12 protein-coding genes are annotated in these 16,616 nt (G+C 74.1%); all 12 read right to left on the bottom strand.

The features are described 5' to 3' along the window. Positions 1–1,464, bottom strand: a complete 1,464-nt coding sequence (gene ftsZ, locus FLW16_RS01615; RefSeq protein ID WP_142556814.1) for a cell division protein FtsZ — start codon at positions 1,462–1,464, stop codon at positions 1–3. A 247-nt stretch (positions 1,465–1,711) separates the two neighbouring features. Then, positions 1,712–2,383, bottom strand: a complete 672-nt coding sequence (locus tag FLW16_RS01610) for a cell division protein FtsQ/DivIB (protein WP_142556812.1) — start codon at positions 2,381–2,383, stop codon at positions 1,712–1,714. Between the two features lie 31 nt (positions 2,384–2,414). Further along, positions 2,415–3,839, bottom strand: a complete 1,425-nt coding sequence (gene murC, locus FLW16_RS01605; RefSeq protein ID WP_142556810.1) for a UDP-N-acetylmuramate--L-alanine ligase — start codon at positions 3,837–3,839, stop codon at positions 2,415–2,417. Beyond that, positions 3,836–4,915, bottom strand: a complete 1,080-nt coding sequence (gene murG, locus FLW16_RS01600; protein ID WP_142556808.1) for an undecaprenyldiphospho-muramoylpentapeptide beta-N-acetylglucosaminyltransferase — start codon at positions 4,913–4,915, stop codon at positions 3,836–3,838. Before murG ends, murC begins: the two co-directional genes overlap by 4 nt. Before the next feature lies 1 nt (position 4,916). Continuing rightward, a complete protein-coding gene (ftsW, locus tag FLW16_RS01595; protein ID WP_142556806.1) occupies positions 4,917–6,377 on the bottom strand; it encodes a putative lipid II flippase FtsW in 1,461 nt (486 codons plus the stop codon). Continuing rightward, positions 6,374–7,750 carry a UDP-N-acetylmuramoyl-L-alanine--D-glutamate ligase gene (murD, locus tag FLW16_RS01590; RefSeq protein WP_142556805.1) on the bottom strand — a complete coding sequence of 459 codons (1,377 nt, stop codon included), beginning with the start codon at positions 7,748–7,750 and terminating at the stop codon, positions 6,374–6,376. Before murD ends, ftsW begins: the two co-directional genes overlap by 4 nt. Then, positions 7,732–8,808: a phospho-N-acetylmuramoyl-pentapeptide-transferase gene (gene mraY / locus FLW16_RS01585; protein WP_142556803.1), complete on the bottom strand. Its 1,077-nt coding sequence runs from the start codon at positions 8,806–8,808 to the stop codon at positions 7,732–7,734. Before mraY ends, murD begins: the two co-directional genes overlap by 19 nt. Then, positions 8,805–10,172, bottom strand: coding sequence for a UDP-N-acetylmuramoyl-tripeptide--D-alanyl-D-alanine ligase (gene murF / locus FLW16_RS01580; RefSeq protein WP_142556801.1), 1,368 nt, complete (start codon positions 10,170–10,172; stop codon positions 8,805–8,807). Before murF ends, mraY begins: the two co-directional genes overlap by 4 nt. Positions 10,173–10,235: 63 nt before the next feature. After that, on the bottom strand, positions 10,236–11,807 hold the full coding sequence (locus FLW16_RS01575) for a UDP-N-acetylmuramoyl-L-alanyl-D-glutamate--2,6-diaminopimelate ligase (protein WP_142557307.1): 1,572 nt from the start codon (positions 11,805–11,807) through the stop codon (positions 10,236–10,238). Positions 11,808–11,886: 79 nt separating this feature from the next. Beyond that, positions 11,887–13,617 carry a penicillin-binding protein 2 gene (locus FLW16_RS01570; protein WP_260614759.1) on the bottom strand — a complete coding sequence of 577 codons (1,731 nt, stop codon included), beginning with the start codon at positions 13,615–13,617 and terminating at the stop codon, positions 11,887–11,889. Between the two features lie 1,028 nt (positions 13,618–14,645). Further along, positions 14,646–15,563, bottom strand: coding sequence for a hypothetical protein (locus FLW16_RS01565; RefSeq protein ID WP_142556797.1), 918 nt, complete (start codon positions 15,561–15,563; stop codon positions 14,646–14,648). Further along, positions 15,560–16,483 carry a 16S rRNA (cytosine(1402)-N(4))-methyltransferase RsmH gene (rsmH, locus tag FLW16_RS01560; RefSeq protein WP_142556795.1) on the bottom strand — a complete coding sequence of 308 codons (924 nt, stop codon included), beginning with the start codon at positions 16,481–16,483 and terminating at the stop codon, positions 15,560–15,562. The genes FLW16_RS01565 and rsmH overlap by 4 nt, the downstream gene beginning before the upstream one ends. Positions 16,484–16,616 lie beyond the last annotated feature (133 nt).

The following is a 16,616-nucleotide window of genomic DNA, read 5'->3' as shown; positions in this document are numbered from 1 at the left end:
TCACTTGAGGAAGTCCGGCACGTCGAGCTCCTCCTCCTGCTCCTCGAACACCACCGGACGCCGGGGACCCGGCTGAGCGGTCCTGGAGGTGATCGGGGTCGGCGGCTCGGGGGTAGGACGCGGGATCGACAGCGGCCCGGTGGCGCCCTGGTCGCGCCCGCCCTCGGCCGCCGCGTCGCGCGGGAACGGCGTGACCGCCTCGGCCTGCTGGGCCTGCGGCGCGGACGCGGCCTGCGGCGTCGCCTGCTGAACCGGCTGGCTCGCGGGCTGGGCCGGCGGCGGCACAGGGTTCGCCGGAAGCGCGTTCATCGGAAGCTGGGTCACCGGCGGAGTCGCGGGCTGCGCCGGCGCGGGCGCGGGCTGCGCCACGCTGCTCATCGGACGCACCGGCGGCTGCGCGGGCTCCGCACGCGGCTCCGGCTTGGCCGGGGCGGGCGCGGGACGGGTCGCGGGCGCGGCCTGCGCCGGGCGGGCCTGCTGGGGCCGCGACAGCGGCGCGGCCGCCGACTTGGCCGGTTCGGGCTCGTCGAACCCGGCCGCGATGACCGTCACCCGCACCTCGTCGCCGAGCGCGTCGTCGATGACCGTGCCGAAGATGATGTTGGCGTCGGGCGCGGCGGCGTTGCTGACGAGCTGGGCCGCCTCGTTGATCTCGAACAGGCCCAGGTCGGAGCCGCCCGCGATGGACAGCAGCACGCCGTGGGCGCCGTCGATGCTCGCCTCCAGCAGCGGGCTGGAGACCGCCATCTCGGCGGCGGCGACCGACCGGTCGTCGCCCCTGGCGTGGCCGATGCCCATGAGGGCCGAGCCCGCGCCGGACATGACCGACTTCACGTCGGCGAAGTCCAGGTTGATCAGACCGGGCGTGGTGATGAGGTCGGTGATGCCCTGCACACCGGACAGCAGCACCTGGTCGGCGGCCTTGAACGCGTCGAGCACGCTCACCTGGCGGTCGGAGATCGACAGCAGCCGGTCGTTCGGAATGACGATCAGCGTGTCGACCTCCTCGCGGAGGGTCTCGATGCCGGCCTCGGCCTGCATGGCCCGGCGCTTGCCCTCGAAGCTGAAGGGCCGGGTGACCACGCCGATCGTCAGCGCGCCGAGCGAGCGGGCGATGCTGGCCACGACCGGCGCGCCGCCGGTCCCGGTGCCGCCGCCCTCGCCCGCGGTCACGAAGACCATGTCGGCGCCCTTGATGACCTCCTCGATCTCCTCCCGGTGGTCCTCTGCGGCCTTGCGGCCCACCTCCGGGTTGGCGCCCGCGCCGAGGCCCCGCGTGAGCTCGCGCCCCACGTCGAGCTTCACGTCGGCGTCACTCATCAGCAGCGCCTGGGCGTCAGTGTTTATGGCGATGAACTCGACGCCCTTGAGTCCCTCCTCGATCATCCGGTTGACGGCGTTCACTCCGCCGCCGCCGATGCCGACGACCTTGATGACCGCGAGGTAGTTCTGCGGTGCTGCCACGACGAGGGGCCTTTCCGCTCGTTTGCGTTTCATGCGGGCAGGGCCCGCCGTCTTCTGAACTCTCACCCTCAAGTTGAGATTTAGAGTTATGTCAACCTGAGGATTGATACGGACAGTAGGGTTGCGCGTCCCCCAGGGTCAACTAACCGCGCCGCAAGGCCGTCCGGCGTGTCGCGCGCTGTCCTATTCACACGATGCCCCGCTGAAAGGCGGTCCCGGATCATGCGTCCGCGGCCCGTGAGATATCTCACTTGACCGTCACCACCTGCGGCGAGCTGACATCGAAGCTGGTTCCCGGCTTGGCGAGGGCGGCGAGCAGGACACGTCCCTTCTGCGCCGAGCGCCCCGCGTCTCCCCATACGACCGTGCGGCCGTCGGTGAGTTTGAGCGTGATCGACCGGGGCGAGGGGACGCGCAGCTCCCGCAGGCGCTGCAGGACGCTGTCCGGCAGCGCCCGCAGCACGGTGAGCCCGGCCCTGGTGGCGGGGTCGTCCACGGCGGCCCGCTGGACGCGCAGCACCGGCAGCCGGGGCGGGGCCGCGGTCACCTGCTGGAGGACGACGCCGTACCGGTCGATCACCGCGGTCGTCACGCCCATGGGCACGGCGGCGGCGGGGACGCGTTCCACCACGTTGATGCGCAGCGTTCCCGGCCAGCCGCGGTCGACCGTGGCCGACTCGATCGCGCGCATCGCCCGCAGCCGCCCTTCGACCCCGGCGAGGTCGACGGTGGCGAGCGGCGTGCCGGTGCGCACCCCCGCGGCCTGTCTCAGCTGCTCGGCGGGGATCCGGCTGTTGCCGGTGATCTCGACCTCCCGCACGCCGAGGACGGGCGAGAAGAACACGACCCACGTGGCGACGCCCACCACCCCGACGGCCAGCAGGGTGGCGAGGGCCGAACGCCGGACGGCCCGCCTCACCGGTCCCCCACGCTCCGGATCACGACCCGTATCACCGGGCGGACAGCTCCGCGACGATCTTCGGGCCGAGCTCCGTCACGTCTCCCGCGCCCATCGTCAGGACGATGTCCCCGGCACGGGCCCGGCCGGCGACGAGCGCCGGCACGGCCTGCCGGTCGGGCGCGTAGACGACCCGCTCGACGGGAAGCGGGATCTTCCCCGCGACCAGCGCGCCGGAGACCCCCGGTTCGGGGTCTTCGCGCGCGCCGTACACGTCCAGCACGACCACCTCGTCGGCGAGGCCGAGCGCCGCGCCGAACTCGTCGGCGAAGAACCGGGTGCGCGAGTAGAGGTGCGGCTGGAAGACCGCGATGACCCGGCCGTCGCCGGTGACGACGTCACGGGCGGCGCGCAGATCCGCGGTCAGCTCGGTCGGGTGGTGGGCGTAGCTGTCGAAGACCGTCACGCCCGCGGCCTCGCCCTTGGACTCGAACCGCCGCTTCGCCCCGGTGAAGGCGGCCAGGCCCTCCTTGACGTCGTCGAAGCGCAGGCCGAGGTGGAGCGCCACGGCGATCACCGCGGTGGCGTTGAGCGCGTTGTGCCGGCCCGGCACGGCGAGGCGCACCTCGCCGCGTCCCGCTCCCCCGGGCACGGCGGGGCCGAGCTCCACGCCGAACTCCACGCCGAGGCCGCGCGGCACCACGTCGGTCGTGCGCAGGTCGGCGCCGGCGCTCTCGCCGTACGTGACGACGGTGAGGCCGCGCTCACGCGCGACGGGCACGAGGGCGGCGGCGCCGGGGTCGTCGGCGCACACCACGAGCAGCGACCCGATCCGCTCGACGAAGCGGGCGAAACTGTCGTGGACGGCCTGGGGGTCGCCGTAGTTGTCGAGGTGGTCGGCCTCGACGTTGGTCACCACGGCGATGCCCGGAGCGAGCATGAGGAACGAGCCGTCGCTCTCGTCGGCCTCCGCCACGAACACCTCGCCCGCGCCGTCGTCGGCGCCGAGCCCGGTCGTCACGAGCTGCCCGCCGACGCAGTACGACGGGTCCTCGCCGCACTTCTGCAACGCCACGGTCAGCATCGAGGTGGTCGTGGTCTTGCCGTGCGTGCCGGCGACGGCGATGCCGGTGCGGCCGGTCATGACCGAGGCCAGCGCGGCGGCGCGCGGGATCACCCGCAGGTTCTGCCGCAACGCCTCCCCCAGCTCGGGGTTGGAGTCGCGGATCGCGGTGGACACCACGACCGTGTCCACGTCCTTGATGTGGGAAGCGGCGTGGCCGACGTGGATGACGGCGCCCAGCTCGCGCAGCTCCGCCAGCAGCTCGGATGGCCGCGCGTCGCTGCCCGACACCGGCACGCCCCGCTTGAGCAGGATCCGCGCGATGCCGGACATCCCGGCGCCGCCGATGCCGATGAAGTGCACCCGCCCCAGGTCGGCCGCAGGGACGGGATCCACGAGCTTGACGAGACTCATCGGTGAGCGATCTCCAGCACCTTGCGGGCGAGCGCCATGTCGGCGTCCTTGCGGCCCATCCGCGATGCGGCCTCGGACATCGCGACCACGCGCTCGGGGTCGTTCAGGATCGGCAGCAGCGTCTGGACGATCCAGGCGGCCGACAGGTTCGCGTCGTCGACCATCAGGCCGCCCCCGGCCCGCACGATGGGCTCGGCGTTGAGGCGCTGCTCGCCGTTGCCGTGCGGCAGCGGCACGAACGCCGCGGGCAGCCCCACGGCGGTGAGCTCGGCGCAGGTCATGGCGCCCGCGCGGGACAGCACGAGGTCGGCGGCGGCGTAGGCGAGGTCCATCCGGTCCACGTACGGGAGGATCACGTACTGGGGGTCGCCGGGCGGGGGCTCGACCTCGACGGCGTTCTTGGGCCCGATCACGTGCAGCACCTGGACGCCGGCCGCACGCAGGTACGGCGCGGCCTCCAGCGCCGCCTGGTTGATCGAGCGGGCGCCCTGGGAGCCGCCGAACACGAGCAGCGTCACCCGGTCGGACTCCAGCCCGAAGTACGACCGTGCCTTGTCGCCCATCGACAGGCGGTCCATCATGCTGATCTCGCGGCGCAGCGGGATGCCGATGTACTCGGCGTTCGGGAGCACGGCGTCGGGGTGGCCGGTGAAGACGTGATCGGTGAGGCGGGCGCCGAGCCGGTTGGCCAGGCCGGGCCGGGGGTTGGCCTCGTGGACCACGATCGGCACGCCGCGCCGCCGGGCGCCGAGGTAGCCGGGCGTGGCGACGTATCCGCCGAAGCCGACCAGGACGTCCGCGCCGACCTTGTCGAGGATGCCCGCGGCGCTGCCGATGGCCCCGGCGAGGCGGCCGGGCACGGTGAGGAGCTTGGGGCTGAGCGAGCGGGGCAGCGGCACGGCGGGCACGAGTTCGAGCTCGTAGCCCCGGGCGGGCACCAGGCGGGTCTCCAGGCCGCGCTCGGTGCCGAGGCAGGTGATGCCGATCCTCGGGTCGAGCCGGCGAAGCGCGTCGGCCAGCGCGAGCGCCGGCTCGATATGGCCGGCCGTCCCGCCGCCGGCGAGGACCACCCTCATGTCACTCCCTGTTCTCGCGGACGTCTTCGCGGACGTTCTCACGGACGTCGCCGCGGACGTCTTCCCTGATCTTCTCGCGAATGTTCCCGCGTCCGTTCCCTGTCGTTCCTCTTCGTGCCGTACGCGGCCGTGCCGCCCGCTGACGGGCCGATGCCCGCGAGGTCGCGGGCCGCCGCCCGGCGCGGCCGTTCAGGCCAAGCCAGCTTAGAGCCCGCGCGACCGGTCCCGGGCCACGGGCCGCCAGCGCCTCGGGCGCTCCGGGCTCCTGTTTGGCGAACGACACCAGCATGCCGAGCGCGGCGAGCGTCGGCAGCAGCGCCGATCCGCCGTACGACACCAGGGGCAGCGGGATGCCGGTGACCGGGAAGACGCCGATGACCGCGCCGATGTTGACGACGGCCTGCCCGGCGATCCAGGCGGTGACGGCGGCGGCCGACAGCCGGACGAAGGGGTCCTTCGTCCGGATGGCGATGCGCAGCCCGGCGTACCCGAGCAGGCCGAACAGCGCGACCACCACGAGCGTCCCCATCAGCCCGAGCTCCTCGCCCAGGATCGAGAAGATGAAGTCGCTCTCCGCGTGCGGAACGTAGTTCCACTTCTGCCGGCCCGCGCCGAGCCCGAGGCCGAACCAGCCGCCCGAACCGATGGCCATCAGTCCCTGGGCGGACTGGAATCCCTCGTTCTGCGCGGTCTCCCACACGTGCATGAAGCCGGTGAGGCGGCCGAGCCGGTACGGCTCGACGACGATCATAGTGGCGGTCGCCAGCGCGAGCAGCGCGAGGATCCCGCCGAACAGCCGCACCGGCGCGCCGACCACCCACAGCAGCGCCAGGAAGATCATCATGAGCACGAGCGTCGTGCCGAGGTCGCGCCCGAGCATGACCAGGACGGCCAGCAGGGCCACGCCCGGCATCAGCGGGATCAGCAGCTGGCGCCACTCGATGCGGCCGGCGCGCGCCCGCGTCGCGAGCAGGTCGGCGCCCCACAGCACCAGGGCCAGCTTCGCCGGCTCCGACGGCTGGACGGAGAACGGGCCGATGACGATCCAGCGCTGGGCGCCCAGCAGCTCCTGGCCGAGGAAGATGACCATCAGCAGGCCGAGGATCGACAGGCCCATCAGCGGGTAGCCGGCCAGGCGGAAGAACCGCTGCGGCAACCGGGAGCACACCCACATCAGGGGAAGCCCGATCGCCACCGACGTGACCTGCTTGAGGAACCAGTAGAACGGGTCGCCGGTCCGCTGCAGCGCCTCGATGCTCGACGCCGACAGCACCATCATCAGCCCGAGCGCAAGCAGCAGCGCGCTGCAGCCGAGCACCAGGTGGTAGGACGTCAGAGGGCGGCCGAGCAGCTCGCGCAGCGCGGCGAGCTGGGCGGCGGCCCAGCCGACGGGCTCGGGCCCCTGGCGCTCCGCCTTCCGCGCGGTCCCGGCACCGGCGGAGCCGGTCGCGGGGCCCGTCACCGGGCCGCCAGCCGCCGCACGGCTCGGGCGAAGGCCTCCCCACGCGCTCCGTAACTGGCGAACATGTCCAGTGACGCTCCGGCGGGGGCGAGCAGCACGGTGTCACCCGGGGTGGCGAGCCGGGCGGCTTCGGCGACGACACGGTCCATGACCCCAGTGTCTTGCCCCGGCACGTCCACCACGGGGACATTCGCGGCGTGTCGCGCCAATGCGCGGCGGATCACATCCCGGTCGGTCCCCAGCAGCACCGCGCCGCGCAGCCGGGGCGCGGACTGCCGTACGAGATCGTCGACGTCGGCGCCCTTGAGCTGGCCGCCCGCGATCCACACGACCGACTCGTAGGCGGCGAGGGACGCGGCGGCCGCGTGCGGGTTGGTGGCCTTGGAGTCGTCCACGTAGTCGACCTCGCCGACCCTGGCCACGTGCGCGATCCGGTGCGGGTCGGGCGTGAACTCCCGCAGGCCGCGCCGCACGGCCTCGGGGGGCACGCCGTACGCGCGGGCCAGGGCGGCGGCGGCGAGCGCGTTGGCGACGTTGTGCGGCGCGAACGGCCGCACGTCGGCGAGGCAGGCCAGCTCCTCCGCCGAGGTCGCCGGGTCGGCCACGAAGGCCCGGTCGACCAGCAGGTCCTCCACGACTCCGAGCTGACCGGGCCGGGGAACGGCGAGCGTGAAGCCCACCCGCGAGGCGTAAGGCTCGGCCAGGCGGGACGACGCCGCGTCGTCGGCGTTGTAGATCACCGTCCCCGCTCCCGCGAAGATACGCGCCTTGGCCGCGGCGTACTCCTCCATGGAGCCGTGCCAGTCGATGTGGTCGGGCGCCACGTTGAGCACGGCCGCCGCGAGCGGGGCCAGGGTCGAGGACCAGTGGAGCTGGAAGCTCGACAGCTCCACGGCCAGCACGTCGTACGGCCCGTCGACGGCCTCGACGATGGGGACCCCGACGTTGCCCACGGCCACGGCCTTGTGCCCGGCGGCGGACAGCATGGACGTGAGCATGCGGACGGCGGTGGTCTTGCCGTTGGTGCCGGTCAGCGCCAGCCAGGGGGCCGCGGGCTCCTGCCGCAGCCGCCAGGCCAGCTCGACCTCCCCGATGACCTCGACGCCCGCGTCCGCGGCGGCGACGAGCAGCGGGTGGGTGGGACGCCAGCCCGGCGAGGTGACCAGGAGCGAGGTCCCGGCGGGCAGGGCGGGCTCGCCGAAGCGCACCTCCACGCCCAGCTCGGCGAGCTCGGCGGCCGTCGTACGCTGCCGCTCGCCGTCCGCGGCCTCCAGCACGGTCACGCTCTCGCCGCGCGCCGCCAGGGCCCGCGCCGCGGCGGCGCCCGACACGCCGAGGCCGGCGACGACGACGTTCACTGTTTCGGCATCCATTCGAGGTAGAACAGTCCGAGACCGGCGGCGACGCACAAGGCGGCGATCAGCCAGAAGCGCACCACGATCGTCGTCTCGGCCCAGCCCGACAACTCGAAGTGGTGCTGGAGTGGCGCCATCCGGAAGACGCGTCTGCGGGTCAGCTTGAAGGACCCGACCTGGATGATCACCGACATCGTGATGATCGCGAACAGGCCGCCCAGGATGACGAGCAGGAGCTGGGTCCGGGTGGTGAAGGCCAGGCCGGCGATCACGCCGCCGAGGGCCAGCGAGCCGGTGTCACCCATGAAGATCTTGGCGGGCGGGGCGTTCCACCACAGGAAGCCCAGACATGCGCCCAGCACCGCCGCCGCGACCACCGCCAGGTCGAGCGGATCTCGGACCCAGTAGCAGTTGGGGCCGAAGCCGACCGTCGTGCAGCTGTTGCGCAGCTGCCAGTTGCCGATCAGCACGTACGCCGCGAGGACCAGGCAGGTGGCGCCGGAGGCCAGGCCGTCGAGGCCGTCGGTCAGGTTCACCGCGTTCGAGAAGCCCACGATGAAGAACACGACCCAGATCATGAACCCGATCAGCCCGATCGACGGCCCGATGTCCCGCAGGAACGACACGCGCGTCTCCGCGGGGGTCACGGCGTAGGCGTTGGGGAACCGCAGGACGAGCACCGCGAAGATCGCTCCGACGACGAGCTGCCCGCCCGCCTTGGCGCCGCTGCGCAGGCCCAGGCTCCGCTGCTTGTAGATCTTGATGAAGTCGTCGAGGAAGCCGACCGCGCCGAGGCCCGTCATCAGGAACAGCACCAGCAGTCCCGACGCCGTCGGGGGGTCGCTGACGGCCGAGAAGACGGTCGCCCCGTGAGCCACGAAGTAGCCGATCAGCGACGCGATGACGATCACCGTGCCGCCCATCGTGGGAGTGCCCTTCTTGTCGTAGTGTCCCGACGGGCCCTCCTCCCGGATGTTCTGGCCGTAACCCCTGCGGGCGAACAGCCGGATGGCCAGCGGCGTGCCGACCATGGAGAGAATCAGCGAGATCGCCCCCGCGATGAGGATGTTCCTCACCGGGCGTCACCTCCGAGGATCGCCTCGGCGACCCGCTCGAGTCCGGCCGCACGCGGCCCTTTCACCAGCACCACGTCGCCCGGCGCGAGCCGGCCCGACAACTCCCGCGCCGCCGCCGAGGCGTCCGGGACGTGGATCGCGCCGGGCGCGCCCCTGAGCACCGGCTCGGCGTCCTCCCCCACGACGACGACCGCCTCCAGGCCCGCGCCCGCGGCCAGCCGCCCGAGGTCCTCGTTCAGCGCCGGGCCGTCCTCGCCGAGTTCGCGCAGCGCGGCGATCACCGCGAACCGGCGCCGCCCCTCCCCCATCACCGCGAGGCTGCCGAAGGCGGCCCGCATGGAGTCGGGGTTGGCGTTGTAGGCGTCGTTGATCACGGTCACGCCGTCGGGCCGCTCGGTGACCTCCATCCGCCAGCGGCTGCGCGGCTCGGCCGCCGACAGCTCCTCGGCGATGTCGGCCACCGGCAGCCCCAGCTCGTGCGCGGCCGCCGCCGCGGCCAGGGCGTTCTCCACCGTGTGCGCGCCGTACAGGCGCAGCCGGACCGGGGCGGCGCCGGACGGCGTGCGCAGCGTGAACGAGGCGCGGCCGGTCGCGTCGAGCGTCTCGTCCTCCGCCCGCACGTGCGCCTCCGGCGAGCGCCCGAAGTAGGTCACCCGCGCGCTCGTACGTCCGGCCATCGCGCGCACCAGCGGGTCGTCGGCGTTGAGCACGGCGACCCCGTCGGCGGGCAGCGCCTCGACGAGCTCGCCCTTGGCCTGCGCGATCGCCTCCTTGCCGCCGAACACCCCCAGGTGCGCGGTGCCGACGTTGAGCACGACGCCGATGCGGGGCGGGGCGATCCCCGCGAGGTAGGCGATGTGGCCGATGTTGCGCGCGCTCAGCTCCAGTACCAGGAATCTGGTGGTCTCGTCGGCCTTGAGCACGGTCAGCGGGTGGCCGATCTCGTTGTTGTACGAGCCGACGGGGGCGACCGTGGGGCCGAGCCGGGCGGCGAGACCGGCCAGCAGGTCCTTGGTCGTGGTCTTGCCCGCGGAGCCGGTCACCCCGACCACGGTCGTGCCGGGCAGCTCCGACAGCACGGCGGTGGCGAGCGAGGCCAGGGCCGCGAGCGGGTCGCCCACGATCACGGCCGGCGCCTCGACGGGCCGGGTGGCGAGGACGGCGGCGGCGCCGGCGTCGCGGGCCTGCCGGGCGAAGTCGTGCCCGTCGGCCCGTTCCCCCTTGATCGCCACGAACAGCGAGCCCGGCCCGGCCGCCCGTGAGTCGATCACGACGGGCCCCCGGACCACGGCCGCGGGGTCGGCCGCCCCGTTAAGCGCTCCGGACGTGATCTCGGCCACCCGGGCCAGCGGCAACGGGATCATGGTGTCTTTCCTGCTCTCTTTCGCGTCGCTAACTCAGCCGCCAGGGCACGGCCCGGCATCGGCTCACGCATCGGCGGCCTCTCGCGCCGCCCGCCGCGCCCGGCTCCGCTCGGCGACGGCCGCGGCGGCCACCTCGCGGTCGTCGAAGGGTATGACCTCGCCCCCGACATACTGCCCCTGCTCGTGTCCCTTGCCGGCCACAACTACCACATCTCCGGGCGCCGCACCGCCGACGGCCAGGCGGATGGCGGCCGCCCGGTCCGGCTCCACGACCACGTGGGCCCGTTCCTTGACGGGTACCCGCAGCGCGCCCTCCAGCATCGCGGCGAGGATCGCGAGCGGGTCCTCCGTGCGAGGGTTGTCGCTGGTGAGCACGGCCAGGTCGGCGAGGCGGACGGCGGCCTCGCCCATCATCGGGCGCTTGCCGCGGTCGCGGTCGCCGCCGCAGCCGAGCACGATCACCAGGCGGCCTCCCGGCCCGTCGTCCAGCACGGCGCGCAGCGAGCGCAGGACCGACTCCACCGCGCCCGGCTTGTGCGCGTAGTCCACGATCACCTGGACGTCGTCCGCGCCCGGCACCCGCTCCATCCGGCCCGGCACGCCGCCGAACTCGCCGACGCCGGTCACCGCGGCCTGCAGGGGGACCCCTGCCTCCACCAGCGCCACCAGCGCGCCGAGCGTGTTGGCCACGTTGAACGGGCCGGGCAGGGCCACCGACACCTCGGCCTCGACCCCGCCGGGACCGACCAGGCGGAACGTGCTGCCGGCGGAGCCGAGGCGCACGTTCTCCGCGCGCCAGTCGGCCTCCCGCGCCCCGGTGGCGGAGAACGTGGTGATCGGGATCTTGGCCGTGGCGGCGAGCTCCCGTCCGTGGGCGTCGTCGATGTTCACCACGCCCGCCCGGCTGAACTCGGGGGTGAACAGGCGCGCCTTGGCCGCGAAGTAGTCGTCGAGGTCGCGGTGGAAGTCCAGATGGTCCTGCGAGAGGTTGGTGAAGATCGACACGTCGTAGAACAGGCCGTCCACGCGGCCGAGGGCCAGGGCGTGGCTGGAGACCTCCATGGCCGCCGCGCTCACGCCCCGCTCGCGCATCAGCGCGAACAGTCCCTGCAGGTCGGTCGCCTCCGGGGTGGTGAGCTCGGGGGTGAACCGCACGTCGCCCGCGCGGATCTCCACACCGCCGACCAGGCCCGTGCGGTGACCCGCCGCCCGCAGTCCCGCCTCCAGCAGGAACGTCGAGGTGGACTTGCCGCTGGTGCCGGTGACGCCGATGAGCGTGATGCCGGCCGCCGGCCTGCCGTACACCCAGGCGGCGACCTGGCCGAGCACCGCCCTCGGATCGGGCACGACGAGCACCGGCAGCCCGGTGGCGACGGCCCGGTCCCGCCCCTCCTCGTCGGTCAGGATCGCCGTCGCGCCCGACGCCAGGGCGTCGCCGGCGAACTCCGCGCCGTGCCGGGCGTTGCCCGGCGCGGCCACGTACAGATCGCCGCGCCGCACCCGGCGCGAGTCGAGGGTGATGCCGGTGACCGTGCCGCGCACCGCCCGCGCTCCGGGGGACGGGACGGCCGAAGACGTGCCGAGCAGGGACGCCAGCGCGGACAGGGGACGGGCCTGGACGGCCTCGGGACGCATGGACGACGGGGAACGCACGGCGAGAGCGTACCCTCCTCCGTCGCTCGCCCCGGCCACTCCTGCTCCGGTCACTCCGCCGTCACTCCGACGGGCGAAGGACCATCGCGGGCGCCTTCGTACCGGTCGGCGGGATCTTCCTGCTCTTCAACGCGAAAGTCATGACGTCCTTGAACACCGGGGCGGCGACGGAGCCGCCGTAGTGGTCCTTCTTCGGGTCCTGGATGACCGCCAGGGCCATCAGCCGGGGCTGGTCCGCGGGGGTGAAGCCGACGAACGTGGCGGTGTACCCGCAGTATCCCGCGCACTTCTCGTCGTACCGCATGGCGGTGCCGGTCTTGCCCGCGACACGGTAGCCCTCGATCGAGGCCTCCTCTCCCGTGCCCTCGTGGCCCACCACGGCCTCCAGCATCAGCGCGATCTTCTTGGCGGTGGTCTCGCTGATCACGCGCGTGCCCTTGGCCGCGGGGCTGGGGACGAACGCGCCGTGCTCGTCGGTGGTGCCCGCCACGATCGAGGGGGTCATCCGCACTCCGCCGTTGGCGATCGTCTGGTAGACGCTGGCCATCTGCAGCGCGGTGACCGAGATGCCCTGGCCGTAGGCGATCGTACAGCGCTGGCTGCCCGACCATGTCTGCCACTGCGGCAGCAGGCCGGCCTGCTCGCCGGGCACCCCCGATCCGCTGCGCGCGCCGAATCCGAAGGACCGGAACATGTCGTACAGCCGCTGGCTGGAGATCTTGTCGGATACCATGATCGTGCCGACGTTGCTCGACTCGGCGAGGATCCCGGTGAACGTCAGCGGCTCGGGCTTGTGCGGGTGGGCGTCCTTGAGCTGCTGGTCGGCGCACTGGATGTGGTCGGGCACGCGGAAGACGGTGTCGGGGGTGACGGCGCCCGCCTCCATCGCCGCCGCGGCCGTGATCACCTTGTTGGTGCTGCCCGGCTCGAACACCTCGGACGCCGCGCGGTTGGCGCGGTCCTCGGCCGGGGCCGACTGCCAGTCGTTGAGGTTGGCCTGGGGCGCGTTCGCCATGGCGATGATCTGCCCGGTCCGCACGTCCATGACGATCACGCTGCCGCTGCGCGCTCCCGTCGCGCGTACCTGCCGGTCCAGCGCCTGCTCCGCGGCCCACTGGATGTCCCTGTCGACGGTCAGGCGCACGTCCCGCCCGGGCACCGGCGCCTCGCGCTGGCTGCGCGTCATCGGGATGCGCTGCCGATTCGCGCCGAGTTCCACGCTCTGCTTGCCGTCCTTGCCCGCCAGGATGTCGTCGTACGCGCTCTCGAGGCCCTCCAGGCCCCTGCCGTCGACGCCGACGAAGCCGAGCAGGCCGCCCGCGAGCGAGCCCCCGGGATAGAGACGGCGGTAGGTCTCCTTCATGCCCACGCCCTTGAGCTCGAAGCCCATGATGCGCTTGGCCCGCGGCGGCTCGACGTCGCGGGCGATCGGGATGTACCGCTGGGTGGTCTTGGCCAGCGCGGCGGCGATCTGCTCCTTGGGCTTGTTCAGCTCCCGTGCCAGCGTGGTGGCGACCAGGTCGCGCTTGTCCGGGTCGACGTCCTTGGGGTCGACGTAGATCTCCCTGGCCTCGACCGTGACGGCGAGGTCGTGGCCCCCGGCGTCGGTGATCGAGCCGCGCCGCGCCGGCAGCGTCTCTGGCCGCACGCGCTGCTCCGCGGCCCTCGCCTGGAGCACCTTGGAGTCGAAGCCCTGGAGCTGGACCAGCCGGCCGGCGAACAGCGACAGCACGATCGCCATCACCACCAGCGCCGCCCTCAGCCGCCGGGCGGGGTTGCCCAGCCGGAGCACGGCGGGCGGACGCGGCGGGCCCGGCGGACCCGAAGAACGCTGAGGTCCCAGCGGTCCCTGCGGACGCTGGGGACGCGGCGGGGCGCCGCCGGTACGGGGACGGCCCGCGCCTGTCCCGCCGGGCGCTCCCGGCGCGGACGGGCGCGGTGCGGACGGGCGCGGTGCGGACGGGCGGGGTGCGGACGGGCGCGGTGCGCCGATCCTGCCCGGGGCCCCTGCCTTCGCCGAAGCGCCGTCCCCGGCCGTTCCCGATGTTCCCGGAACGCCGGGTCTGCCGGAAGCGCCGGGCTTTCCTGAGGCACCGGACTTTCCTGGGGCGCCCGGCCATCCTGAAGTGCCGGGCTTTCCCGGGACGCCTGGCTTTCCCGGGGCGCCGGAACGCGGATCGCCTGAGGCCGCGGCGCGTGGGCGGCCGGGAGCGCCGGACGCGGCTCCCCGCGCGCCGTGACCCGGCGCGCCGCCACGCGGGCGGTCGGAGCTTTCCTGCGCACCCGACCGCGACTGCCCGGACCCCGCGCCACGCGGCCGGTCACCGTCGTCGCCCGATCCGCTCGCGCGCGCGCCACGCGGACGCCCGCCACCCGGGGCCGGGTGCTGCGCGCCGGCGCGGCGCGGGCCTCCGCCGGGCACACCGGGCTCGCCCCTCCGCGGCGCGCGGGAGGGCGGGACCGATCCGCCCGGCGCGGACCGCCGCCTCCCGGGCGACTCGCCGGCGCGGCCGTTCCCGGCGTCGTCGCGCCCGCCCGCGGCGTCGCGCGCACCGTCCGCCCGGCCGCCGCCCTGCCTGCCTCCGCCTTCCGGGGCACCACCGGTCCTGCCGCGCCGTGCCGTTCCGCCCGTCGTGCCGCCCGCCGGGTCGTCACGTCCGGGGTCGGCGGGCCGGCCCGGACGGCCGGGCCTCGGCGGCCCGTCCTGGCGGGACGGCCGCCCCGGGGAGCCCGGGCTCCTCCTGTCACCGCCCGGGCCCTGGCCACCGCCGCGCCCGCTGGGACCCCCGCGGCCGGGACCCGGGTTCCGGCCGCTGTCTCTCACCGGTCCGTGCCCTCCTTCTGGGCCTGCTCCTGCGCCGCCGCGCCGCCGCCCGCGTCGATGAACTTCGGCGCGGACTTGTCGGGGTCGAGGCCCTGCGCCGCGGCCTGCTCGCCCAGCGGGCCCGGCTGCGTCCACTGGCGGAGCTGGTTCTCCTGCTCCGCGGCCTGCTCGTGCAGCTCGTCGATGCTCGACTGCAGGTCGCTCAGCCTGAACGAGTCCTGCGAGAGGACCACGTTCAGCAGCAGGAGGGTCACCAGGCCGCCGCACATGAGGCCCACCACGAGCAGCACGAAGGGCGCACGCGGCGGCCGCCGGAACGCCCGCCGCGCCATTGTGGCACGCGCGGCCGCCGCCGGCCGGGTTTCCGGGCCGCCGCGCCTGGCGCGCCGCGGAGCGGGCGCGACCTCGGTGAGGCCCCGGGCCCCACGGGACGGCGCGGGACGGGTGGCCGTGCGGGATTCGACCGTGCGGGATCCGACCGTGTCGGATGCGACTGCGCCGGAAGTGGCAGGGGCGGCCGTACGCGCCCGGGAGCCGTCGCGCTTCGGGGCCGTGACGGATCCCGCGGACGCCGCCGCGCCACCCGGCCGGGTGGCCGCGGCCGCCTCACCCCGGCGCCCGTCCGTAGGAGCCTTCCGGGGAGCCGGGACCTCCTCACGACGGAGCCGGCCGTCCGCGCCGGGCCGGGAAGCCGGGGCGGCCTCACGGCGACGGCTCTCCGCGCCGCCGCGGGGAGCCGGGGCGGCCTCGCGCGTGCGGTCGTCGCCTGTCGTGGGCGCGCCGGGGCGGACGCGGCGCTTCTCCGGAGCGGCCTCGCCCGCCGTCGCGGCGGTCCGGCCCGGCGTGCGGCCGGGCACGCGGGGCGGCACGGCCGTGCGCCCGGCCGCCCTCCTGCTCTCCTGCTCTGTCCTCATCCCTCGCGGATCCTCTCTGCCGCCCGCAAGCGGGCCGAGGCCGCCCGCGGGTTGCGGGCCACCTCCTCGTCGTCCGGGAGCTCCGCTCCCCTCGTCAGAAGGCGGAACCGGGGCTGGTGAGCCTCCAGAGGGACCGGCAGCCCGGGGGGGCTGGTGTCCCTGGTTCGCGCCGCGAGGACCTGCTTGGTGAGCCGGTCCTCCAGGGAGTGGTAGGCGAGCACGACCACGCGCCCGCCCAGCGCCAGCGCGTCGAGCGCGGCGGGGAGCGCGAGCTCGAGCGCCGACAGCTCTCCGTTCACCTCGATGCGCAGCGCCTGGAACGTTCTCTTCGCCGGATTTCCCCCGGTCCGCCTCGTGGCGGCGGGTATCGCCGCGCGGACCAGATCGGCAAGCCGTTTCGTGCTGGTGATGGGGTCCTTGGCGCGCTCCTTGACGATGAGGTTCGCGACGCGTGCCGCGAAGCGCTCCTCGCCGTAGTCGCGCAGGATGCGGGTGAGGTCCGCGGCGGAGTAGGTGTTCACCACACGCTCGGCGGTGAGCTCCTGCTCGCGGTCCATCCGCATGTCGAGGGGGGCGTCGTAGGAATAGGCGAAACCGCGCTCGGCCTCGTCGAGCTGAGGGGAGGACACGCCGAGGTCGAACAGCGCGGCGTCCACGCGGGGCCGTCCGGCGTCACGGAGCACGTCGGCCAGTTCGTCGGAGACGGCGCGCACCAGAGTGATCCGATCCGCGTACGGCGCGAGCCGGGCGGTGGAACGCTCGATGGCGGTGGGGTCGCGGTCGATGCCGACGAGGTGGAGAGAGGGGTGGGCGGCCAGAAGCGCCTCGGCGTGCCCGCCGAGACCGAGGTTGGCGTCCACGGCCACCGGCTCCGGTCCGGACAACGCCGGAGCGAGCAACTCCAGCACGCGATCGAGCATGACCGGAACGTGACCACCCGGCTGACCGGGCTCTTGCGACAACGCTTCCAACCCCCATTTACGCCGCAGTACTCGCGGATTCGCGGCTGTGCCGCCGGTGACTACCCAACGGACCCCCACCCATGCCGGTTCC

The organism is Microbispora sp. KK1-11 (assembly GCF_006874435.1).
Classification (GTDB): Bacteria; Actinomycetota; Actinomycetes; order Streptosporangiales; family Streptosporangiaceae; genus Microbispora; species Microbispora catharanthi.
The sequence above is the reverse complement of the archived record's forward strand: the minus strand, read 5'-3'. Positions and strand labels throughout refer to the sequence as shown.